This is a genomic window from Caproiciproducens galactitolivorans, assembly GCF_026672255.1.
GTDB classification, from domain to species: Bacteria; Bacillota; Clostridia; order Oscillospirales; family Acutalibacteraceae; genus Caproiciproducens; species Caproiciproducens galactitolivorans_A.
This window is the reverse complement of sequence record NZ_JAPOHA010000008.1, coordinates 1-23,462: the sequence shown is the minus strand read 5'-3', so window position 1 is coordinate 23,462 and position 23,462 is coordinate 1. Positions and strand designations below refer to the sequence as shown.

Here is a 23,462-nt window from a genome sequence, read left to right as displayed (position 1 = left end):
ACCGTTAAACGAAACGGAAAAGAAAGAATTACAAAAAGAAATTTATTCTTTATAAAATTTGCTCCGCAGAAAACGGAAAGGAATATTAAGTTTCCTTACTCTGCTTCGCTATTTGCTCGGACAGGTCGTTCAGATAAACCCAGCGCTCCGTCTTTTCGTCCAGCTCCGCTTCAAGCGCTTCCTTTTTGGCGATCAATTCCGATAAAAGAACGTAGTTGCTTGCTTCTTTTTTAATTTCCGTGTCGATGTTGGAAATCTGTTCTTCCAAGTCCGCAATCACGCCGTCAATACTTTCGAATTCGCGCTGTTCCTTAAAGGAGAACTTCAATTTCCCGGATTTTACACGGGTGTCGGTTTTCGGCTTCTCAGCCGTTGGTTTTTTCTCCTCCTGCTGGTTTTGCTTTTTCCGTTTCAAATATTCCGAATAGCCGCCGATCAGATCATAAATTTTGCCGTCCTGCTCAAAGGAAAAAATATGTTCCGCAACTTTATCAAGGAAATAGCGGTCATGCGATACGACGATGACCGCGCCCGAAAAGTTTTGCAGATAATCTTCCAAAATGGTGAGCGTCTGGATATCAAGGTCGTTTGTGGGTTCGTCAAACAGCAAAACATTGGGCGCCTGCATCAGGATGCCCAGCAGATACAGCCTGCGGCGTTCCCCGCCGGAAAGCCTGCCGATGGTGGTGTACTGCAAGTCCGGCGAAAACAGGAACTTTTCCAGCATCTGCGATGCGGTCAGCGTTCCTTCCGGCGTTTCCACCTCCGCGGAGATATCCTTGATGTAATCGATCGGGCGCAAACCGGTATCCATTTCTTCGCACTCCTGCGAAAAATAGCCGATCCGCACCGTTTCGCCTACCTCGACTTTTCCGCTGTCCGCGGGCACACTTCCGACGATGATTTTTAATAAGGTGGATTTCCCGCAGCCGTTTGCGCCGATGATGCCGACACGGTCCCCGCGCAGCAGATTGTAAGAAAAGCCGCAAATCAGCTGCCGGTCGCCATAACACTTGGAGATATTGTCAATCTCGATAATCTTTTTCCCAAGCCTTGAACTTAGGGAACTCATTTTCAATTTTTCCTGTTCAAGGTCAACCGTTTGCGCGCTCATTTCTTTAAAGCGCTCCACACGGAACTTTTGCTTAGTGCCCCGTGCACGGGCTCCGCGCTGAATCCACTCCAGCTCTTTTTTAAGAAGGGTCTGCCGTTTGCGCTCGCTTGCGGCGGTCATTTCTTCCCGTTCCGTTTTCAGCTCAAGGTATTTCGTATAGTTCGCCTGATAGGAATATAAATTTCCATCCTGCAATTCAACGATTTTATTGGTAACGCGGTCGAGAAAATAGCGGTCATGCGTAACCATCAGCAGCGCGCCGTTGTAACGGATCAGGAAATCCTCCAGCCAATCCACCATATCGTTGTCCATATGGTTGGTAGGCTCGTCGAGGACAAGCACCTCCACAGGGGTTACCAGCGTGCTCGCCAGGGAAACGCGTTTTTTCTGCCCGCCGGAAAGGCGGCTGACCGGCTCGTCAAAATCGCTGATTCCCAGTTTTGTAAGAATCGCCTTGCATTCATATATTTTCGATTCCCGCTGCTGCTCCGAAACGCCGCGCATCACCTGCTGCAGCACGGTGACTCCGTCTTCAAACAACGGATTCTGCGGAAGATAGCCCACGCGCACGCCTCCGGCTTTTGTAACGGTTCCGCTGTCGGGCGTTTCCAGCCCCGCGACAATTTTCAGCAGCGTGGATTTTCCCGTTCCGTTGATTCCGATTAAACCGATCTTATCCCCGCTGTTAATGCCAAGCACAACGTCTTTCAGCAGGGGTTTTTCGCTGTAGCTTTTGCTTATTTTCTCCGCAGTTAATAGCAGCACTTTCTCAACCTCTTTTGCATCATGATCTGTTTTCAACAGCGTCTGTATTTTTTGTTGAATTCTTCGCCCTCTTCCGATTCCGGCCTTGACCGAAGTTCGGAAAGTCCTTAAAATTCCATTCTATTTCGATCTTGTTCCCCGTCGCTTTGAGCGTCGCGCAGGCTGTCGATCTCCTTTAAAATCCCTTCCTGCCGGTCGCTGAACAGAAGGCCCTTGTTATAAACATAATAGGGGTCGCAGCCGTTTTCCAGAATGAATTTGGCGGTGTAAAAGTTCACCGTCAGTTCCGTAACAAAGACCACCATCTCCTGGCTTTCGCCGAATGCCGCCGTCATAAAGGCAAATGCGTGTTCCAGCGCCGCCGAAACGGACGCGATTTCTTCTTTGCGTTTCGCGGTTTCTTCCCCGAAACACCCTTTTACGAACGCAAACGCGGCGTCGGCTTCGCGCAGATCGGCCATCTTGAGCACTTCCGCGTAGTCTTCCAGCGTATGGATAAAACGGCGGGTAACCGTTTCCTCCTCGCCGCCTGCCTGCCCGTTTTCTTTGCGCAAGGCAAGCGTATCCTCTTCTTTTTGCGCCAATTGCCGCAGGGAACCATCCGGTGTGTCCTTTGCGTCGGACAGCAGTGCTTTCCATTCCTTCAACTTTTCAAACAAAGCCTCCGTATACCGGTCGGTCAGATAAGCCTGCCGGCAGGATTCGTTCAGCTTGCTTAAAAGCAGCCCGATCACGCTGAGCTTTTCGTCAAACGGGGCAAGCCGCAGCTTATTCACCGCCTCATCCGAAAAATGCCCGTTAAGGATTTCATCCACGCGGTAATCGTCGCGGTATTTATTATAAAGCTCATAGTAATTGGCGAAGTCCTTTGCGACGGCGGGGTTCTGGATATACTGGAGAACCAGCTCCTGCCCGACCGGAAGGGAAAGCGTTTCGCATACGCCGATCATCTCGGAGAGATCTTCCCAGCCGCGCGCGGTTGCAAACAGGATACCGTCGGGCGTGGTTTCAATCCGGTAAAAGTTTTCTTTCCGGATTTCCAGATAAGAGAGAACCGCGCCATGGATGGACTGCCGGTAGGCGTACTCCTTCCAGACGGCGAAATCCGGCTCGATATCCATCTTGCGCACCCTGTCCAGCGTAACGATATCGAATTCACGCACCGAGCGGTTATATTCGGGCGGGTTCCCTGCCGTAACAATAATCCAGCCCTCCGGAACCTTCTGGTTGCCGAAGGTTTTGCCCTGCAAAAACTGAAGCATGGTCGGAGCCAGCGTTTCGGAAACACAGTTGATCTCATCGATAAACAGGATGCCTTCTTTTAGCCCGGTGCTCTCCATTTTATCGTACACGGAAGCGATAATCTCACTCATGGTATACTCCGTCACCGAATGCTCCCGCCCGTCATAGGTTTTCTTGATGATGAACGGCAGACCCACGGCGCTTTGCCTTGTATGGTGCGTAATTGTATAAGCCACCAGAGCGACGCCGCATTCCCGGGCGGCCTGCTCGATAATCTGCGTTTTGCCCACGCCGGGAGGGCCCATCAGAAGCAGCGGGCGCTGACGGATGGCGGGGATACGGTAATTTCCGTTTTCGTCGCGCTGCAGGTAGGCCCGTACGGTATTTTCGATTTCCTCTTTTGCATTTTTAATATTCATAATGAGGCAGTTCCTCCCAATCATCGATTTGGCCGTTCGGCGGGGTCTCGGGCGGACTCTCGAAGTCGTCCGGCTCCAGAATCAGCTTCATGGCCCACGGCGGAACGTCGGCGTCGGTGTAATCTTCCCGCAGGAATACAAACGCGACGTCGTAGGGCGGGCGGTGCTGCGGAAAAACGCCCCGACCGTCCGTAAAATAAATCAGCCCTTTCAGGCGGCGAAACGCTTTTTCCTTGAGCAGTTGATCTACATAACGGAAAACGGGGCGAAAATCGGTGCCGCCGTTCCCGATCAATTCAAAATGGTCCATGTAATCCCGCAGTTCCTCTTCACTGGTGATTTTCCGGTCGGAACGTATGGTTTCGTCACACTGGATAATATGGATATTCACCTTTCGGAAAAAGCTTTCCGTATCTTTTAACACCGAGTAGGTCTGTTCCAGAAACGCCCGTACCAGATGCCCGGAGCAGGACATGGAGGTATCCACCGCGATGACAAAGTCCTCGATTTTTCGGGTTTCCCGCGTTTCCTGCGGTTCAATGAGCGGCAGGTTCCCGTAAAGCTGCATGCCGTAGGTGTAAAAAATCGGGTCGAAGGAATCCGGGTCCAGCCGGGGTTCCTCGCGCAGGACGGCAAACTTTTGTAAGAAACGGCGGTAATCGTACCGTTCCCGGTTTTCCACCCGCACCTGCTGCAACAAAGCCTCGGACTGTTGGGCCGGGTCGCGCGAAAGCGTTTCCATATCGGTCTGCATTTTCCGGCTTATGTCGTCCCATTTCTGCCGGGGCGTTGGCGCGCCGCCGGGCGGATTTCCGTCCGGATTCGGCCAGAAGGAATGGTCGTCGATACGGAATTCCCGTTCCAGCCGGTCGCGCTGCCACACCGGCAGACGCATTTCTTCCAGCATGATGTAAATTCCTTCCGCTGTGGGCACTTTAAGCTTTGCACGAAGGGTATCGTAAAAATTCTGCCGAAAGCTTGTGGAGGGAAGCCGAATACTGCGGTACGGCAGGCCGTCCAGCACAAATTCCATCGCAATATCGCAGGCAAGGTCCCAGAGTTCCCGGTCTTCCCGCCGGGGCTTCCAAAGGTGGCGGAAAATACAATGGAGCACCAAATGAAGGTAGCCGCGGTTCACAAGGATACGGTTTCTGCGGTAGCGGTCGATCAGCTTGTCCGGATCGTAAAAAAGGCTGGTTCCGTCCGTACCCATAAACGCCGTGGAAGGCCGCATTTCGTAAGAAAGGACGCTGAGCGCAAGGTCAAGGAACCGCATATGAAGGTATAATTCCGCGCGCGACGCCGTTAGAATTTCATTTCCGATTTTCTGAATCCGTTCTTCCGTTTCCTCCTGCATGGCTTTGCCTCCCTTCTTTTTCGATGGCATTACAGTTCAAACGTTTTTTCCTTCGGGGCAAACCGGACGTGCTGTTCGTTGAGCAAAACGCTCAGGCATTCCGCACGCCCCCGGCGCACCGCCTCTTCCACTGCTGCGCCGATACTTTCCCGTGTTAAAACACCGTGCGCGGCTAAAAATACAAGCCCTTCCGGGTCATCTGCTTCGATAAGCAGGCTCGCCGCGGCGGCGGCGTTCTCCTTTAAATGGGTAAGGTACTGTTTTTCGGCGGTGTCCGAAAGATCAAACGGATGCCGCAGGCGCTCCAGCGCGATACGCAGCGCCGTTTTCGGTTCGGCCTCCACCTTTGCCATCGGGAACTGCTGATCGTAATTCCCTGCATCCAGCCGGTATCCCTGAAAGCACTGCCGGTAGCGGTAGCCCGCCCCGTGAATAAAATGCTCGAAGATATGCGCGGGCGCATTTTCCACGGATTCCTCGAAATATTCGGGGAAAATCCACACGGCGGTTTCGTTTCCGGAGCGAAAGGCAACGCGCACCTCCTGCTGTATCTCCGTCAAAAGGCCGGGCAGGCATGTCGGTTCGTCCGGGGATGCGGAAAACGCAATTTCACGCAGAGCGCCGCAGTTCATGAACGCGCCGTTGCCGATCCGCGCGCTTCCGGCGCAAAGGCGGATACGGGACAGCGAAGCACAGTTATAAAACGCGTACTCGCCGATTGCCTGCACCCCTTGGGGCAGGGCCACTTTCCGTAGGGAAGCGCCGCCGAGGAATGTCTCCTCCCTGCCCGGCGCGGCAGGATTTCCCACCGCCGCAGACCGGATTCCAGCCCCGGCCGGCAGATGCTTGGCGGCGGCTCCCGGAGCAGAAAACGCGTATGCGCAGATTTCCCGAACCGGCAGCCCGTCAATTCTTTCCGGAAGACGGATAACGGAGCCGAAGCCTTCACAAGAAAGGACGGCCGCCCCGTCCCGAACCGGGATATATTGTATTTTCAGACCGATCGTTCCTGTTTCCCGCTGCAAACCGATGCATCCCTTCCCCTTCATGATTTCGACCTTCGCGGCTCATACAAAAAGGGGGCACAAACCCCGTGGGTTCGGCTCCCCGAAAATTTGTTGAAATTTGTATCGCCGCCTTCATTGCAGTTATTATACTACAAATTCACGGAAACTTTAAGCTTTTTCAACGAAACTTTGCCAGTTGATTCGATAGGCTGCATAATCTTCTGAAATATGAAAATTTTCCTTGCGTTTAAGCCATTAAAAATGATAAGATAAGAATTACTCTCTAAATTTACGTGAATAAAAAAGAAATCGGAACTGCGTTTCCCTTAAACAGACCGCAGCCGATTTGCTCTGAAACGGATAAGGATGATTGAATAGAATGAATTCAAAAAAGAGAAGTTTAATAACCGCGCTCATGATGGCCATGTTTTTAGGCGCCGTGGAAGGAACAGTCGTTACAACCGCAATCCCGACGATTGTAAAGGACTTGCAGGGATTTCAGATTATCAGTCTGGTTTTTTCCGTCTATTTACTGGCGTCCGCCATTTCCACCCCGATCTACGGAAAACTGTCCGACCTTTACGGAAGAAAAAATATTCTTTCCATCGGAATTTTCATCTTTATAACCGGAAGCTTTCTGTGCGGATTATCCCAAAACATGTATATGCTGATCGGATTCCGCGTCATTCAGGGGCTTGGCGCCGGTTCCATTTTTACGGTTACATACACCATCGTCGGGGATGTCTTTACGCTGGAAGAAAGGCCGAAGGTGCAGGGGGCTTTGGGCACGGTATGGGGAATCGCCAGCCTTGCCGGGCCGTTTCTGGGCGGCATCATCATCGAAACGCTGACATGGCACTGGATCTTTTTTATTAATATTCCCTTCGGCATTCTCTCCGTGATTCTGCTTCAGAAAAACATTCAGGAAAACTTTGAAAAGAAAAAGCAATGCTTTGACTTTGCCGGAATCATCACTTTGTCCGCGGCAATGATGATTTTCCTGAATATGTTTTTATCAATCGATAGCGCGAATGCAAACCAGAATCGATTTCTTGTGCTGTCCACCGCCGCGACGGTTCTCCTGCTGTTCCTGTTCTATCGGATTGAAAAGAAAGCCAAGGAGCCCATTTTCCCCTTTGCTATCTTTACAAAGGAAAGCAGCAGCATCAATTTAATTTGCTTTTTCGCCTCCACCATCATGATCGGAATGGATTGCTATATGCCGATCTACCTGCAAAATGTACTGGGTTTCAGCGCGAAAATCTCCGGATTAAGCATGGCGCCGATGTCGATTTCGTGGCTGATCGCGTCGGTTGTCCTTGGGAGATGCATGGTCCGGCGCGGGGGAAAAACAGCAAACCTGATTTCCATCGTGATTGTACTGATCAGTACTTTGTTATTGCCGACTTTAGGGATTCAGTCCCCCTTAATCTTCGTATTGATCTACGTATTCTTAATGGGATTCGGATTCGGCGGCGCTTTTACGACTTTGACCATCATGGTGCAGGAGTCCGTGGAATACAGCAAAAGGGGCGCCGCAACCGCCGCGAATTCTCTGGTAAAGACTTTGGGGGAAACAATCGGAATCAGCATCTTCGGAAGTATTTTCAATCTATCCATCACAAAATTCTTTGTTGCACGGGGCATTCCGGGAGTAGACCCCGGGAATTTATATAAGTCCTCCGCAAATCATCCTGCCGTGACCGCCGAGCTGACAAAATTATCGTTAAACAACTCCCTGCACGTCCTGTTTATCTTGTTTATCGTTGTATCCGGCCTGGCTTTGATTTTATCAATCTGCATGCCTGATAGAAAGAGAAATGCAGAGCCGTGAGGAAATTCCTCGCGGCTTTCTTATGCATAGAATAGGGACGGGCAAAGCGGTCTGCTTTTCCCGTCCTTCTTAATTGTATAACAATAGAATTAAATTTCATCAATTCGGAAGAAACAGCGGGACGAACTGGAAGGTAGTGCAGTCCACCAAGCCGCGGTCCGTTAAACGGAGTTCCGGCAGGCAGGCCAGCGGAATCAGCGCCATCGTCATAAACGGGGAGACAATGCTGCACCCGATCTGTTTCCACGCGCTGCTTAAATTTTCCACAATCTCGCTCATTTCTTCCAGCGGTTTGTCGTTCATCAGGCCGGCGATCGGGAGCGGAACCGTACCCAGCACCTTGCCGTTCTGCACGGCGGTCATGCCGCCGCCGCACGCGATCAGCGTATTTGCCGCCAGCGCCATATCCTCATCATTGGTTCCGATCACCAGCAGGTTGTGTGCGTCGTGCGCCACGGTGGAGGCCATCGCGCCGCACTGGATGCCGAATCCCTTTACGAATCCGAACCCGACTTTTCCAGTTTCGTGGTGGCGCTCAAAAACCGCGGTCTTTAAAACATCCTGTGCCGTATCGGACGAAACCTGTCCGTCCTGCACCTTTAATTTTGCGTGGCGTTCAAAGGAACCGACCCGCTCCGGAATAATTTCGATTACGCGCGCGGTTACCTCCTGCCCCTCGGCGGGAATTTTAAAGGAGTCCGGCGTGATAGCGTCGCGGACATGCATGGACTTCGTCGCCCATTCCGGATAATGGTATTCCCCGAGTGGACGCACCAATTCCCCGTTTTCGGCTTCCACTTTTCCGTTCACCAGCACCTTCGTAATATTCAGCTTCTTTAGATCATCAATGAATACGATATCCGCGCATTTCCCCGGCGCAATCGAGCCAAGGTCGTGATCCATCTGGAAGCACTGCGCGCAGTTGATGGTGACCATCTGAATCGCCGTAACGACGTCAATTCCTTCCTCGACCGCGCGGCGCACAATGTGGTCAAGGTGACCCTGTGTCAAGAGGGTGTACGGATGGGTATCATCCGATATGAGCACCGCAAAGCGGGTGTCGATTTTATGCTGCGTAATGCTCTTTGCCACTTCATGCAAATCGTGCCACGCGGAGCCTTCGCGGAACATGGCATACATGCCCCGGCGCATTTTTTCGAGCGCGTCTTCCTCACGGGTCGACTCATGGCAGCAGCGCACGCCGGACGCGATATAAGCGTTCAGCCCCCGGCCGGTTTCCGCCATGGAATAATGCCCGGTTACGATTTTATTCGCTTTCAGCGTTTCCGCCACTTCCCCGTGCGCATGCCCGTCGGAGGAAAGGATTCCGGGGAAATTCATCATTTCGCCCAAGCCGACCACACTGTCCCACTTCATCGTCTCCGCTACTTCTTTGGGGCCGACAAACGAGCCGGTGTCTTCGAAACCCGGTACGGCCGGAACGCAGGACGGCGTGGTAACCATGGTTTTCAGCGGCGTGCGTTTGGAGTCTTCAATCATGCATTGAACCCCGTCAAGCCCCAGCACATTGCAGATTTCATGAGGGTCCATATAGATTCCGGTTGTTCCGTGCGGCACAACCGCGCGCGCGTATTCGCCCACGCTCATCATGGAGGATTCCACATGAATATGCCCGTCTAAAAAGCCGGGGGCAATATACTGCCCTTTCGCGTCGATCACCGTTGTGTTTTCCCCAATACAATGTTTTACGTCGCCCACCAGCGCGATTCTTCCGGCGGCAATCGCAACATCCATATCCGGCAGAATTTCACCCGTACAGACATTAATCAGCTTCGCATTGCAAATGACCGTTTCGGCGGGCTCCCTTCCCTGCGCAACCGCGGCTAGGGTTTGACTGCATTCCCACAGTGGGGAAGTGCAAAATGTGTTTATCATCTGTAGACCTCCAAATTTCTTTGATATATTTTGATGTATCCTGTTTTTGTTGACGGAATTGGTTTTTCAGTCCTTGTTCATGAATTACCAAATTGTTCAAATTATGCCAAGCTTGAAAAAGGAAGAAAAATCCTTTCTGACCCTTCTACATAAATTATTAAGAATTTTTGAAACAAAGTAAATTTAACCAGAAATGCTATACTCCTTATTATAAAGCAGAAGGCCGGTCTTGTAAAATATTAAATGCAGTCTTTTCGGCGTACAGGCTTTCTGAAATGGAAAACACAGTTGTCATTGGAACCCGCCATGGAGGTTCCCTTGCTTTTCAGAATTCCGGCGATTTTAAAATTTGCGCCGTTCAGGAAAATACTCTGGCCGATCAACAAGTCGTACTCCGGCGCTTTCCTATCCGCATACCACTTTCGCGGCGCTTCTTCGTCAAACGTCCTTTCCGCAATATATTGCATCCAGCCCTTTTTCTGTCAGCCTGTAAACCTTGCCGCAAACCTCACGGATATACTTACGGTCATGGGACACGCTGATAATCGCGCCTCGGTATGACTTTAAAACGTCGCGGATAACGGGATTGGACAAAGGAGAAAAGTTTCGTGTCGGTTCGTCCAGAATCAGGACGTTGCAGCCGTTAAAAATCATTTTCAGAAACAGAAGCTTTGCTTTCTGCCCGCCCGACAGCTCCGCTATCGCATGCTCCATTTCATCCGGCGTATATTTCATGCTTCCCAGAAACGTCCGGATTTTCGTTATCTCCTCCTTGTCGCCTGTCTCCGATAAAAACTCCGGCGGCGTTTTGCTCAAATCAAGAAGGTCTTCGTAGTCCTGCGGCATATAGGCGGTTTTTAAATCGGTTCGCTCCAGCAGAATCTCCGCTATTTTTTTAAGCAGCGTGGTCTTTCCCGCTCCGTTTTTCCCGATGATGCAAACTTTCTCAGGGCCTGTTACGGTTAACGCAATATTCTCCGATAAAAGCTGATCGCCAACCGTCAGTTTAGCAAGCTGAAAATCCAGAACGGTTTTCCCGTTGGGAATGCAAACCGATTCTTCAAACCGAATTATCATCGCGTCTTCCACATCCGGAATCTGCGTTAAATTTTCATGTTCCTTTTCAAAACGCCGGCCCATCGATTTTACGGCTTTCATTTTTCTTTTCAGCATCTTCCCGCCATGCGGGTCTCCGCGCGAGATCGCGTTTTGCCGGTGCTCCACCTTGGCCTGAATTTGCAGGAATTTCTCCTGCTGCTTTTCGTATTCGCTCCGCTCCTTGCGCGCAAGCTGTTCCTGTTTTGTCAGACTCGATAGCCGCTCCTCCACATATTCCCGGTAGGGCATCCTTGCAACGGTATAGCGGGAAAGGGTCTTTCGCCTGACCTGCTCTATATGAATCACAACATTCGCGGTATTCTCGATCAATGTTTCATCATGGGATACAAAAAGAATCGGAAGAGCACACGAATTCATGAATTTTTCAAGCCATTCGAGCGTTTCAATATCCAGATCGTTGGACGGTTCGTCCAGCAGCAGCACATCCGGCTTCGTCATGAGAATCCCCGCCAACTGAAGTTTTACCTTTTCTCCGCCCGAAAGGGTACCTACCTTCTGATCGGAATAAAACATTCCCGGTTCTAATCCAAGCTGGGTCGCAATATTCGATAACTCTTTTGGGGTAAGGTCATAAAATTCCGATTTCTCCGAGCAGAATTCCCATATACTCCGGTCTTTCTGCTCCTTTGAAAGCTCCTGTGCCAGATAGCCCAACTTCATTCCTTTTTTCAGAATTTCACCGGTAAACTCAGCATAGTCCGTTACCAGCTCCGATTGATAAATCAGCTTTAAAAGCGTGGATTTTCCGTTTCCCTCTTCCCCGATAATCACCGCCTTATCGCCGCTGTTTAGGGTAAAGGAAAAATCCCGGAGAAGAACGCGGAGGTCTTTCAGGTGGGTGATTGTCAGATTCTTTATTTGCAGCATCAGATCGCCTCTTTATAAAAAAATCTGCTTTCAGATAACCGAAAGCAGATCATAACGAAAAGACATACCTGTACTGTAAAGTCAGGCATGATCGCGTATCATCTACATTTCGGCAACAGAACAAGGACTGCCGCAGCAGGCCTTTGAAAGCGGTTCTGTTTTACTCGAAAAATAGATTATTTACGCATCTTTTCACCCATTTCTTTAATTTCCTAAATTGTAGCATACGGCTTTCTTTTTGTCAATCAAGCATCTTCCGTGAGCCGCGAGGCCGCCGGTTTTTGGGCCAAAACAGAGAAAAAGCCGCCCGCAAAAAATACGGACGGCTTTCGTGTTCTACTCTTTTACCACTTGATGGTGACAACCGGTTTAATCAAATCCTTCGGCTTATCCTTCATCAGCATTAACGCCTCTTCCACTTTATCAAAGCCTTCAAAGCGATGGGTAACCAGCTTGCTGGTATCCAGTCTGCCGTTTACCATAAGAGAAGCCAGCTTTTCCATGCGAAGTCTGCCGCCCGGCATTAAGCCGCCGGCAATCATTTTATGGCCCATGCCGCAGCCCCACTCGACGCGCGGAATCTTGATATAATCGCCTTCGCCAAGATAATTGACGTTGCCGATTCTTCCGCCCGGCTTAAGCATCCGAATCGCCTGTGCAAACGTATCGACATTTCCGCCTGCGATTACAACGCGGTCAACACCCTTGCCGTTTGTCTTTTCCATAACCTGGTCTACGATGTCGCCTTCACGGTAATTGATAATATCCGTAGCGCCGTATTCCTTCGCCGCTTTCACGCAATTGGTGCGCGAGCCGACCGCAAAAAGACGGGAAGCGCCGCGAAGAGCCGCGCCCGCCACCGACATTAAGCCTACCGGCCCGATACCGACAACGACAACGCTGTCGCCGAACTGAATATCGGCAAGCTCTACGCCGTGAAATCCTGTAGGCACCATGTCGGAAAGCATACAGGCCGCCGCGGGGTCCATTCCTTCCGGCAGAAGCGCTAAATTGCCGTCGGCGTCGTTTACATGGAAGAATTCTCCGAATACGCCGTCTTTAAAGTTTGAAAATTTCCAGCCTGCGAGCATACCGCCGGAATGCATCTGGTAGCCAGCCTGTGCCTCAAGGGAATTCCAGTCCGGGGTAATCGCGGGAACGATTACTTTATCGCCCGGTTTAAAGTCTTTCACAAGGCTGCCTACTTCAACAACCTCGCCGACGGCTTCATGACCGAGAATCATGTCGTTACGGTCTCCGAGAGCGCCTTCCCAAACCGTATGAATATCGGATGTACAAGGGGCCAGAGCAATCGGGCGGCAAATTGCGTCCATCGGTCCGCAGGCGGGACGGTCTTTTTCAATCCAGCCGGTTTTTCCGATTCCTAACATTGCAAAACCTTTCATTTCATTACTCCTTTTACCTATTCGTTACTTGTTAATCTAAAGATTAACATACATCCATTATAGTATCCAATTTTTTGGCAGTCAATCATCCCTCCTGTTTTAAAAGGAAAATAAAGTCCGTGTGTTGTTCCCGGTTGTTTTCCATGCAATCCGGCGTACCGAAGTTAAGAAAATAAGCCCGCGATCCGCCGCAGGCTTATTTTCTTAATCGGGAACTTCAAAATCCGTTTCCGGATAACTGTAAAAGTTCTTATGAAAATTGGCGAAACCGCAGGCCGAAAGGAGGACGAAAACCGGAAGAACCGCAATAAGATAACGCGGCCGGGCTTCAAACAAAAGCTGATAAAGCAAAAATCCCAATGCGGCGATTCGCAGGATATTGACAAAGGCATTTTTGTAATCGCCGCTGTTATTCAGCAAGGGGCAGATCAGCAGAAAAAGCAGCGCAATCCAGACAGCCTGCATCAGATTGGCAAACTGCGGGTAATTCGCTCCGTAAAAACGCAGATAGCTTTGAACCCATTTGCTTGGCGGAGAAGTGGAGATGCTCGGCTGATCGACATCGTAGCCCTCCCCTTCCACCCAGAAGGTTCCGTCGCTGAATACCCAGTTCGCCTTGTTGTATAAAAACCGGGCGTATCCCCGGGGGGTATACGCTTCAATTCGCCTTTTCGCTTCCCGGAGCGTTCCGGCTTTCTTTTCCTCCGGCGTTTTCAGCGTGTAAGCAAATAAATTATCCTCGCCGCTGTATGCGCCGTAAAGCGCCTTGCCCGTTCCCTTCGACACCGTTGTATTTAATCCCATCATAAAGAAATACGACATCGGCAGGGTTTGGGAATAGTCCAGAATTTTGGAATAAGGCTCCTTAACGGTTGTATTATAAAGCGCACAGGAACTCGCCGCGCCCGCAAAAATCAGGACGGAGGACAAAAGGAAGAATCCGAACTGTTTCAGGCGGTTCAAATTTTGAATGAACAAATAAATGACAATCGAAAGCAGTGCAATCAGCGTATAGGGTTTAATATAATACCCGACCATCGACAAAAAGCCGATCAAAAACAGAAGCACGCCCTTTCGGAAAATCTGTTTTTGTTCCTGCCACCTGAGGAACAGAAGGAAAATAAGCGGGAAGAAAATCATGGAAAACGTATCGGAATACGGCACCACGAGCCACGGGGACAGGCCGAAAATCAGAACAAACAGAAGCAGCGAGACAAATCCGCAGGTGTTTCCGAACCGTTTTCTGCAAATCAGAAACACCAGAAAAATGGTAAGGTCCACAATAAGAATATTCACGACCGATAAAAACAGCCAGTAATCGACGCCGCCGAAATAGAAAAAGGCCTTTAACAGGTATTTCAGCAGGCAGAACATCAGCAAATTGTTCGGGTATGTAGAAAAATAGAAGGTCTGCGAGGATAAATCCCCCTTTGCGGCACATTCCACAATCGTACTGCAATCCCACCCGATCGGGCGGTAGATTGCCTGCGCTATGAAGACCTGCACGGCAAAAAGCAGAAGAAGAACGCCGGCGGCGGCCGGAACAGGAAACCTGCGGCTCTTTTTCGCCCCCCGCGCTTTATAGAGCAGAAAAAGGAGGGCCAGCAAAAGAATACCCGCAATCGTAATCGAAAACGGCATATTGAATTGAAACATACTGCTTGCGTTAAAAAAGCATACATTCAAGAAAATGCAGGTAAAAATAAACAAAAATATATACCGCAATATGAAGAATACCCACTCCGGAAAGGAGCATGGTTTTTCATAAAACAGATGCACAAGCCGATTGATACTGGAAGACACAACATGTTTACTCAAAATCCGCACTCCTTTTTGAAAGAATCGATAGAATTTTAGCAACAGTTTTTACTTTCTTGATTACAAATTGAAAAAATTATGATAAAATAAAAAGAAAGGGATAATTGTCGTTTTGAGGGAAGTTATGTGGAATAAAGCATATAAATATACGTTTAAACTGCATATTTCGCACAATCCGAGTACTTTATCAAAGCAGTCGGCTCATTCCCACACGATAAAAATTATTCTATATATACAAAATCCAAGTGATAAATTTAGCAAATATGATATTATCGAAAAAATTATTGAGGATTATCTGGGGACCTACGAAGAAGCGTATCTGAATGAGACCGCTTCGTTTCAGAACCTTGACCCGACCATTGAAAATATCGGCAGAGTTTTCTACCGTGATTTGAAAACCATCGTCTTCGAAAATGGATTTGAATTATTAAAACTGGAAATTAGCGAAACGCCCACCCGAATTTTCAGTATATCAGAAAAAGAAATCTTTTAATTCTGCTTTATTAATTCTTAGAAAGGATAAGTGTACAAAATGAAACAGCTTCGTTTTTTTACACTGCTGATTGCTTCCCTTCTTGTTTTAAACTCCACACCGGTTTTCGCTTCGGCAAGCGGAATCCCGGCCAATTCCGATCATTCGGTTATCCGGATTGACGGAAATTTTGACGACTGGAAGGATGTCCCGTATTCTTATGAATACAACTGGGACAACCCCTATATAATCGAATATCAGTGGAATCCGAAAAAACAGAAAAATGAAACCATTACCTATACCGATGAAAACGGAAAACCCTACAATACAACGATACGCCACAAAATGTCGCTTTACCGGGACGACCGGTACGTTTACTTACATATTATTATGGCTACAAACTACTATAAAAGTATCATCGGAGACGATTACGAATTCTGGTGCGACGGACAAAGAGTGATGTTTGATGTTGTACTGCCCGGAGGCGGAACGATTACAAAGCCCTCGTTAAACCACGGGATTCATCCGGTAGAGGTAAGGCACGGCGACTCCGGCATCTCCTGGAGCATTGCAAAAGGTTCGCAGGCCATGCTGAAAAGGAATCCCGGCGGCTTTAACGACGAACTGGAGCTGAAAATACCCCTTTCGGAGTTCAAGCGGCAGAACCCCCGCATTGACCCCGACAATATCCGCGTTCTGGAATTCTTTACGCCAAACCTGATGTACCGGCACATCGCCTGCGCCGGCACGGATACCGCCCCCTATATCGGCATTTCCATCTGCGCGGTTTTAGCCGCAGCCGGATATGTTATTTATAAAAAGAAAGGGAAGCAAAAGGTATGACGGCAGTCTCCATCCTCTGTTTTGTGCTGTGGCTTTATATTCTCAGGGTCGGATACCGCTCGAAGCTGGACTTCTTTACCTTTGTCTGGGGCAGCGTGGGACTCTTTATCTTTCTAATGATCTGGGTCAGCCCGTCCCTGTCGGTTCCTTTTTCCAGACTGGTTTCCTACGTTTCGGGGCTGGTGGGACAGGCTACGCATCTGTATGAAGCCTCCACGCAGCTGGGGATTCTGTTTGTCCCCAACGCGAAGTCCTCCGTTATTTCCTTGTATATCGATCTCGAATGCTCCGGGATTATTGAAATCATGGCGTTTCTTTCCATGCTGTTCTTCTTCCCTGTTTTCAGCGGCAAGGAGAAACTGGCTATCGGAACCGGGGCGGTCGTGTGGATTTTTGCCGCGAACATCCTGCGCGTATTTTTAATCTGCCTGATGGTTTACTACTACGGGCTGGACGCATTCTATCTGGCGCATTCCATCGTGGGCCGCATGGTGTTTTACGTCCTTTCGATTGCCTTATACTTCCTCGTGTTTACAAAATCCCAGATAAAGAGGCAGAAGGTCGGAGGTTTCCATTATGCAGGAAATCATTAAGTTTTTATCCAGCCAGTTTGTCTTCTGGCTTGCCTGGATATTTATCCCCCTTGTGATGGAAGGCATCCCTTCCGTTGTCGGATTTTTTATTCTGCTGAAAAAAGGGCTGCATCAAAAAAAGGAGAAAGAACCGATTCTTTTCCCCGAAATCTCGCTGATTATCCCGGTTTACAATTCCGGCGACACCTTGGAAGCGTGTCTGGAATCGGTTTACCGTTCCCATTACCCCGTGGATTTGATTGATATTTTACTGGTGAACAACAAAAGCACCGACGACAGCTTCCGCGCCTACCAAAAGGCGCAGGCGAAATTTCCGAAACTGTCCATGCAGTGGCTCAACGCAAAGCAGGGGAAATCCAAAGCGCTCAATATGGCGCTGTATAACAGCGACGGAAAATACATCATCCATATCGACAGCGACGGGAAACTGCATCCCGACGCGCTGAAAAACATCGTCGTTCGGTTCGAAAACAACCTGAACGTACACTGCATGACGGGAAGCGTCCTTACCGACCCGGATTTAATCAACCAAACGAAAGGCCCCTTGAAGCGCCTGTTCCGCAAACTTGAATTTATGGAATACTGCCAGGCGTTTCTGGTCGGCAGGAACTTCGAATCGGAACTCAACAGTATTTTCACCTTGTCGGGCGCGTTTTCCGCGTTCCGCAAATCGACGATCTTAAAAACACAGTTATACAACACCGACACGGTCAGCGAGGATACCCACGTAACCTTTCAGGTTCGCAAGCTGCTGAATCAAAAGGTGTATATCTGCGAAAATGCGTTCTTTCTGGTGGACCCGATTGAAGATTTCAATAAGCTGTACGTGCAGCGCCAGCGCTGGCAGCGCGGCGAGCTGGAAGTGGCCCATATGTTTCATCTGGAAAAGTATTCCCTCGTTTCCGGGTTCTTTTCCAACTTTATGATCCGTGTCCTGCTGTTTGACCACACGTTTGTCTTCCCCCGGATGATCTGGTACTTCGCGCTGATTTTCCTTGCATTCTGGGGCTCTCAGGTGAATCATATCCTTATGTCCGTTGTGATTTTATACTGTATGTATATTTTCACTACATTTTTATACTATTTGAACGTCAACATCTACTTTGCCGATTTTCCGGAGTACAAAAATTTCTACCGTCCGAAGCTCTATCTGGCGTTTTTGCTGCCGCTCTACAATTTCGTTATTTTCTGGATCCGCGTCGCGGGAATTATAAACAGTATTAAAGGAAGCAACAGCTGGCGCACCAGTAATGTTACGGAAGAGTGTTCGAAGTTCCGAAAGATCGTCCGATCCGACCTCTTTATTTTTTCCTGCTTCTTTATACATAAAGAGAAACGTGTCCAGCTAAGGTTAAAGGAGAATTGAAATTTGGGATTTGAACAGTACAAATTTAAATTTTATCTGAATGCAAATCACGCGATTCAGATTAACGGCCATAGCGGCCAAGTGCATCCGCACACCTGGGAAATCAGCATTGTAACCGTGAATACGAACGATAATTTTGTACGCTTCAACGACATGGAAGCGATTGTCGACAAGCTGTTTGACAAGTATCAGGACCGGCTGATCAATGAGGCGGAACCTTTCGACCGGATCAACCCCACTTTGGAAAACATGTGCGAAGTCTTTAAGGACGAAATCGATGCGATACTGAAAAGCAAAGGCTGGGAGCTGCGAAGCATCGAAGTCAGCGAAACGCCTGCCCGATCTTACGTTATGAATTATTCGGACGGCAGCGGCTTCGAACGAAAAGAGCAGGCTCTGCCAAAGCCGGACAAGGCCTTGCAGGAGCAGCGCGTTACCGATATCATCAACGAATATCTTCACCCCGAAGACAGCATTCTGCTGGAAATCCGGCGTATGACGGAAAAAGGGAACGGCCATTAATCAGACCGTTCCCTTTTTGGTTTCTGTCCCTCTGTACGATTTCTAAAGGAATTCCGCATCGTGATGAAGCATAAAAAACAGGATATAATCCCATAATAAAAAATAAAATATTATGTTAGGATTATTGAATAATGATTATCCTCTTAAAAGGTCTTGAATGCTATACACCGAAATACATCGGAAAAAATGATATTTTAATATGCAACAATAAAATCGAGAAAATACAGCCGAAAATCCATTTAAGCGGCGATTACGCGGATGTCTGCGACTGTGGCGGCCTGATCGCCCTGCCGGGTATCATCGACCAGCACGTCCATATCCTTGGCGGCGGCGGAGAACAGGGCTTTGCGAGCCGCATCCCGGAAATCGATATCAATGAAATTCTGGAAACAGGCGTTACCACCCTTGTGGGGCTGCTCGGCGCGGACAGCTGTACCCGCAGCCTGGAATCGCTTTACGCGAAAGCGAAAGCGCTGGATGCGGCGGGAATCACAACCTATCTTTATTCCGGCGCTTATACCATGCCGCCCGTAACCTTTACCGGAAACATTATCCGCGATCTTGCCTTTATTGATAAAGTGATCGGGGTCGGCGAAATCGCGATTTCCGACCACCGTTCCTCCTACTGCGGGCTGGATGAAATGCTGAAAATGGCCGCCGACACCCATCTTGGGGGACTGCTGGGCGGAAAAGCCGGCGTCGTCCATCTGCATCTGGGCAGCGGAAAACAGGGCTTGACACCGGTTTTGCAAATGCTGCAAAAGAGCGAACTCCCTATGGAAGAATTTGTCCCCACCCACACAAACCGGAAGCGGGAATTATTTGAGCAGGCCGTGGAATACTGCAAGTCTGGGGGGAACATCGACCTTACGTCCGGCGAAACAGAGGGAATTGCCGTCCCGGACGCGGTGGAGCAGCTCATAAGCTCCGGTATCAGCCTGAGGAATGTCACGGTAAGCTCCGACGCGAACGGGAGTATGCCGGACGGTTCCGTAGGCCGCATTCATACCCTTTTGGATGACATCATCCACTGTATTACTTATAAAAAAGTAGACCCGGAAACCGCATTCAGCATGGTGACGCGGAATGTGGCGAAAGTATTGAAGTTATACCCCCAAAAAGGGGCGCTTCTGGAAGGAAGCGACGCCGATATTCTGATTACAGACCGGAATTTCGAACTGAAAAAACTGTTTTGCTCAGGCAAGTTGCTGAAAGAATATTAAAATACAGGTGAAAAGAATGCAAGAGAAAGGCTACCTTATCATTATCGGCGGCGCGGAAGACAAAAGCGGCGACAGCGTGATCTTAAAACAGGCGCCTCAAATGCTTTCCGGTAATGACGTTCTGACGGTTCTGACAACGGCGACGGAAAAGCCGGAGGAAGTCGGAAAAAATTATCATGAAGTTTTTAAAAGACTTGGCGTAATAAACATTGAGATTTTAAATATCAACACACGTGAAAACGCGGAAAACGACAGATACTGCGAGCTTATCCGAAAATCCAAATGCATCTTCATGACGGGCGGCGACCAGCTGCGCATTACCAGTATTCTGGGCGGAACAAAAGCGTACCGCGAATTAAAAAAGCTTTACGACGAGGGCGGAATCATTATGGGAACCAGCGCGGGCGCGTCTGTAATGACCTCCACTATGGTGGTTCAGGGCAAGGATAACGAGCCCGCCCGGAAATGTACCCTGAAAATGGCCCCGGGGCTGGGCCTCCTGAACGGCGTGATTATCGACCAGCATTTTGACCAGCGCGGCCGTTTCGGGCGGCTGCTTTGCGGGGTTGCGGAAAATCCCGATGTATTGGGGATCGGGATTGATGAAGATACCGCAATCAAAGTCTACCCCGACCTGCACTTCGAAATTATCGGTTCCAACGCGGTAACGGTCATCGATGGAAAATCAATTCAGTGTTCGAATGTTTCCGAACTAAACCCAGATGAAATCCTTGCCATTATGGGCGTAACGGTTCACGCGCTGCCCCAGGGGTACGGATTTGATCTGATTGAAAGAAAGGTTTTACGTTTAAAAGATGGGAACTGATAAAATACGAATTCTGGACTTCATTACCTATCCGGGCCGGAATATATACTGCCACAGGCCCATTATGAAATTGGTTGTGGATATCGGTGAATACAGCAATATTCCAACCAAGGATATTCAAGGGTTCCATGACCGCCTGCTGAAAGCCTTCCCCGGGCTCAAAAAAAACTGCTGCAGCCTGGGATACGAGGGGGGATTTCTGGAACGGTTAAAGGAAGGAACCTACCTTGCGCATGTTTTGGAGCATGTTATTCTGGAAATGCAGTTTATGCTCGGCTACGAAGTGAAATACGGGAAGACCCGTGTTCTGGAAGAGCCGTCCGTTTATTCCCTTGTTTATGAGTTTCAGAACGAGGTCTGCGGACTGGAATGCGGAAAAACCGCCGTTTTTATCTTAAATTGCTTTCTGAACGATAAGGATCCGGACACGCAGACTTTTATGCGCTACCTGAAAAAGATATCCATCGACGCGGAGCTTGGGCCAAGTACCACGGCGATCGTGCAGGAAGCGAAAAAAAGAGGGATTCCGGTAACCAGAATTGGCCATGAAAGCCTTGTCCAACTGGGTTACGGAAAGTACAGACGGATTGTGGAGTCCACCCTGACGGACGCAACCTCCTGCATTGCCGCCGATATTTCCTGCAACAAACAGCTTACGAAAACCATTCTTTCTGAAAACCATATTCCCGTTCCCTACGGCAAGGTTGTGTATTCTGAATTTTCCGCCGTGATCGCGGCAAAACAAATCGGCCTTCCCGTGGTGTTAAAGCCCTGTGACGGAAATCAGGGGAAGGGCGTCGTCCTAAATCTCGACCGCGAAGAGGATATTAAAAACGCTTTTCACGAGGGATGCAAATACGGCAACGGCGTGATCGTTGAAAAATTTGTAACGGGAAACGACTACCGCGTATTAGTCGTTGGAAATAAAGTCAGCGCGGCGGCAAAGCGGCTCCCCGCCATGGTTACCGGGGACGGGAAGCATACGGTCAAGGAGCTTGTCGACTTGGTAAACCTTGATGAAAACCGGGGCGATCAGCATGAGAAGCCGCTTACAAAAATCCGGATTGACGAAATTTCCGTCGGTATTCTGAAAAGCGAGAATCTGACCGTAGATTCCGTTCCGGAAGAAGGCCGCGTTGTAAAACTGCGCGCAAACGGGAATCTGAGTACCGGAGGCACGGCAATCGACTGCACCGACCGGATTCATCCGGAAAACGCGGAGCTTGCCGTGCGGGCCGCCAAATCCATCGGAATTGATATCGCGGGCATTGATATTGTTACGGAAGATCTTTCAAAATCCATTCTGGATACCGGCGGCGCGATTGTGGAAGTAAACACCGCGCCCGGCATCCGCATGCATATCTACCCGAGTGAGGGCACACCCCGGAATGTGGCGGGCGATATCGTCGATCTTCTGTTCCCCACGGAAGAATCCTATCATTTCCCGATTGTTTCCGTTACCGGCACGAACGGAAAAACAACGACCGCACGCCTGATTGCACATACCCTGTCTTTAGCCGGCAGAAAGGTTGGGTTAACCAGCACCAGCGGGACTTTCGTGAATGGAAAATGCATCTTTAAAGGCGATCATTCCGGGCCAAGGAGCGCGAAAACCCTTTTATCCAACAAGGAGATCGACTGTGCGGTTCTGGAAACAGCCCGCGGCGGCATTATCCGGGAAGGCCTGGGCTACGATCTCGCCGACGTCGGAATTGTAATGAATATCGCCGAAGACCATCTGGGAATGGACGGAACCGAAACGCTGGAAGACCTCGCTTTTGTAAAATCACTGGTTACGGAAGCCGTAAAGGAAAACGGTTACGCCGTTTTTAACGCGGAAGACAACATGACGCCGTTTTTAATGGAACGAACCAAAGCAAACGTGATTCTCTTTTCCAAAAGCAACCGGTTCGAAAAGGCGGCCGGGGGCGGGCAAATCCGGGTGTTCGCGCAGGACGGCTGGATTCGGATACAGGATAAAGAGACCCTCATTTCGCTCATTCCCATAACGGAAATACCGATTACCTGCTCCGGAAAAATCGAATGTAATATTGAAAATGCACTTGCCGCGGCCGCCGCTCTTTACGCGCTGAGGATATCCGTCGATAAAATTGCGCAGGGTCTGCGGTCGTACAGGCAAAATACCGGACGCTTCAACCGGTACGCCGTAAAGAATTTTCATGTCATGCTGGATTACGGGCATAACCTTCCGGGATATCGGCAGGTAATCGGGGCCTGCAAGCGGTTTGATTCGTCCCGGCTGGTCGGCGTAATCGGAATGCCCGGCGACCGCAGCGATGAAGCGATCCGCTCCGTAGGCGCTTTATGCGCCGGATCGTTCGACCGGATTTATATTAAAGAGGATTTGGACAAGCGCGGCAGAGAACCATTGGAAGTTGCAAACCTGTTTCAAAACGCAATCCTCGAAAAAAATTACGAGCAGAAGAACGTACAGATAATTGAAAACGAGCTGGAAGCCCTGAAAGCGGCAGTCGGCAGCGCAAATCCCGGCGATCTGATCGTCGTGCTGTACGAAAAACTGGAGCCCCTCGAGGAATATTTAAACTCGATCGGCGCAAAGCCCGCGGAATAACGAAAAGCGCCTGCTGATTCATTCGGCAGACCGGGACCATGGATTTTTCCATGGTCCCTTTTTGTTTTTAGAACAGATATCCGCTGTCTTTCAAAAATAAATTTACATTTTTTGAAAATAATGTGTTGCAAAATTGGTTTGAAGTTGTCTATACAGTATGAGATCGAAAAATGATTTCAA

Annotated in this window: 18 protein-coding genes; 9 read left to right on the top strand and 9 right to left on the bottom strand. The window is 49.4% G+C overall.

Features of this window, described 5'->3' with window-relative positions; genetic code table 11:
- Positions 1–85: 85 nt before the first annotated feature.
- The 4 genes from OUY18_RS08835 to OUY18_RS08820 all read right to left on the bottom strand — a co-directional run bounded on the left by OUY18_RS08835 (position 86) and on the right by OUY18_RS08820 (position 5,946).
- Positions 86–1,879, bottom strand: coding sequence for an ABC-F family ATP-binding cassette domain-containing protein (locus OUY18_RS08835; protein WP_268058412.1), 1,794 nt, complete (start codon positions 1,877–1,879; stop codon positions 86–88).
- Between the two features lie 107 nt (positions 1,880–1,986).
- Complete coding sequence (locus tag OUY18_RS08830; RefSeq protein ID WP_268058411.1) at positions 1,987–3,540, bottom strand: ATP-binding protein; 1,554 nt, start codon at positions 3,538–3,540, stop codon at positions 1,987–1,989.
- On the bottom strand, positions 3,530–4,897 hold the full coding sequence (locus tag OUY18_RS08825) for a VWA-like domain-containing protein (RefSeq protein WP_268058410.1): 1,368 nt from the start codon (positions 4,895–4,897) through the stop codon (positions 3,530–3,532). The genes OUY18_RS08830 and OUY18_RS08825 overlap by 11 nt, the downstream gene beginning before the upstream one ends.
- 29 nt (positions 4,898–4,926) lie before the next feature.
- On the bottom strand, positions 4,927–5,946 hold the full coding sequence (locus tag OUY18_RS08820; RefSeq protein ID WP_268058409.1) for a leucine-rich repeat protein: 1,020 nt from the start codon (positions 5,944–5,946) through the stop codon (positions 4,927–4,929).
- Positions 5,947–6,283: 337 nt separating this feature from the next.
- Between OUY18_RS08820 and OUY18_RS08815 the strand changes: the two genes are divergently transcribed.
- On the top strand, positions 6,284–7,738 hold the full coding sequence (locus OUY18_RS08815) for an MDR family MFS transporter (RefSeq protein ID WP_268058408.1): 1,455 nt from the start codon (positions 6,284–6,286) through the stop codon (positions 7,736–7,738).
- A 99-nt stretch (positions 7,739–7,837) separates the two neighbouring features.
- On the opposite strand, the gene ade is transcribed toward OUY18_RS08815, so the two are convergent.
- The 5 genes from ade to OUY18_RS08790 all read right to left on the bottom strand — a co-directional run bounded on the left by ade (position 7,838) and on the right by OUY18_RS08790 (position 14,682).
- Positions 7,838–9,634, bottom strand: a complete 1,797-nt coding sequence (gene ade, locus OUY18_RS08810) for an adenine deaminase (RefSeq protein ID WP_268058407.1) — start codon at positions 9,632–9,634, stop codon at positions 7,838–7,840.
- Between the two features lie 239 nt (positions 9,635–9,873).
- Positions 9,874–10,101, bottom strand: coding sequence for a hypothetical protein (locus OUY18_RS08805; RefSeq protein WP_268058406.1), 228 nt, complete (start codon positions 10,099–10,101; stop codon positions 9,874–9,876).
- Positions 10,073–11,620 carry an ABC-F family ATP-binding cassette domain-containing protein gene (locus OUY18_RS08800; protein ID WP_268058405.1) on the bottom strand — a complete coding sequence of 516 codons (1,548 nt, stop codon included), beginning with the start codon at positions 11,618–11,620 and terminating at the stop codon, positions 10,073–10,075. Before OUY18_RS08800 ends, OUY18_RS08805 begins: the two co-directional genes overlap by 29 nt.
- A gap of 344 nt (positions 11,621–11,964) precedes the next feature.
- Entirely contained in the window at positions 11,965–13,026 is a 1,062-nt protein-coding gene (locus OUY18_RS08795) for an NAD(P)-dependent alcohol dehydrogenase (RefSeq protein WP_268058404.1), read from the bottom strand.
- A gap of 204 nt (positions 13,027–13,230) precedes the next feature.
- Positions 13,231–14,682 (bottom strand): glycosyltransferase family 39 protein, encoded by a 1,452-nt coding sequence (locus OUY18_RS08790; RefSeq protein ID WP_268058403.1) that lies wholly within the window; start codon positions 14,680–14,682, stop codon positions 13,231–13,233.
- A gap of 286 nt (positions 14,683–14,968) precedes the next feature.
- Between OUY18_RS08790 and OUY18_RS08785 the strand changes: the two genes are divergently transcribed.
- The 8 genes from OUY18_RS08785 (at position 14,969) to cphA (ending at position 23,282) form a co-directional block, all read left to right on the top strand.
- Complete coding sequence (locus OUY18_RS08785; RefSeq protein ID WP_268058402.1) at positions 14,969–15,337, top strand: 6-carboxytetrahydropterin synthase; 369 nt, start codon at positions 14,969–14,971, stop codon at positions 15,335–15,337.
- Positions 15,338–15,376: 39 nt separating this feature from the next.
- Positions 15,377–16,159 carry a Firmicu-CTERM sorting domain-containing protein gene (locus OUY18_RS08780; RefSeq protein ID WP_268058401.1) on the top strand — a complete coding sequence of 261 codons (783 nt, stop codon included), beginning with the start codon at positions 15,377–15,379 and terminating at the stop codon, positions 16,157–16,159.
- On the top strand, positions 16,156–16,752 hold the full coding sequence (gene xrtG / locus OUY18_RS08775) for an exosortase family protein XrtG (RefSeq protein WP_268058400.1): 597 nt from the start codon (positions 16,156–16,158) through the stop codon (positions 16,750–16,752). The genes OUY18_RS08780 and xrtG overlap by 4 nt, the downstream gene beginning before the upstream one ends.
- On the top strand, positions 16,736–18,118 hold the full coding sequence (locus tag OUY18_RS08770; RefSeq protein ID WP_268058399.1) for a TIGR03111 family XrtG-associated glycosyltransferase: 1,383 nt from the start codon (positions 16,736–16,738) through the stop codon (positions 18,116–18,118). Before xrtG ends, OUY18_RS08770 begins: the two co-directional genes overlap by 17 nt.
- A 3-nt stretch (positions 18,119–18,121) precedes the next feature.
- Positions 18,122–18,640: a 6-carboxytetrahydropterin synthase gene (locus OUY18_RS08765; protein ID WP_268058398.1), complete on the top strand. Its 519-nt coding sequence runs from the start codon at positions 18,122–18,124 to the stop codon at positions 18,638–18,640.
- Positions 18,641–18,771: 131 nt separating this feature from the next.
- Complete coding sequence (gene iadA, locus OUY18_RS08760; RefSeq protein WP_268058397.1) at positions 18,772–19,863, top strand: beta-aspartyl-peptidase; 1,092 nt, start codon at positions 18,772–18,774, stop codon at positions 19,861–19,863.
- Between the two features lie 16 nt (positions 19,864–19,879).
- Complete coding sequence (locus tag OUY18_RS08755) at positions 19,880–20,689, top strand: cyanophycinase (RefSeq protein WP_268058395.1); 810 nt, start codon at positions 19,880–19,882, stop codon at positions 20,687–20,689.
- On the top strand, positions 20,679–23,282 hold the full coding sequence (cphA, locus tag OUY18_RS08750; RefSeq protein WP_268058394.1) for a cyanophycin synthetase: 2,604 nt from the start codon (positions 20,679–20,681) through the stop codon (positions 23,280–23,282). Before OUY18_RS08755 ends, cphA begins: the two co-directional genes overlap by 11 nt.
- Positions 23,283–23,462: the final 180 nt, after the last annotated feature.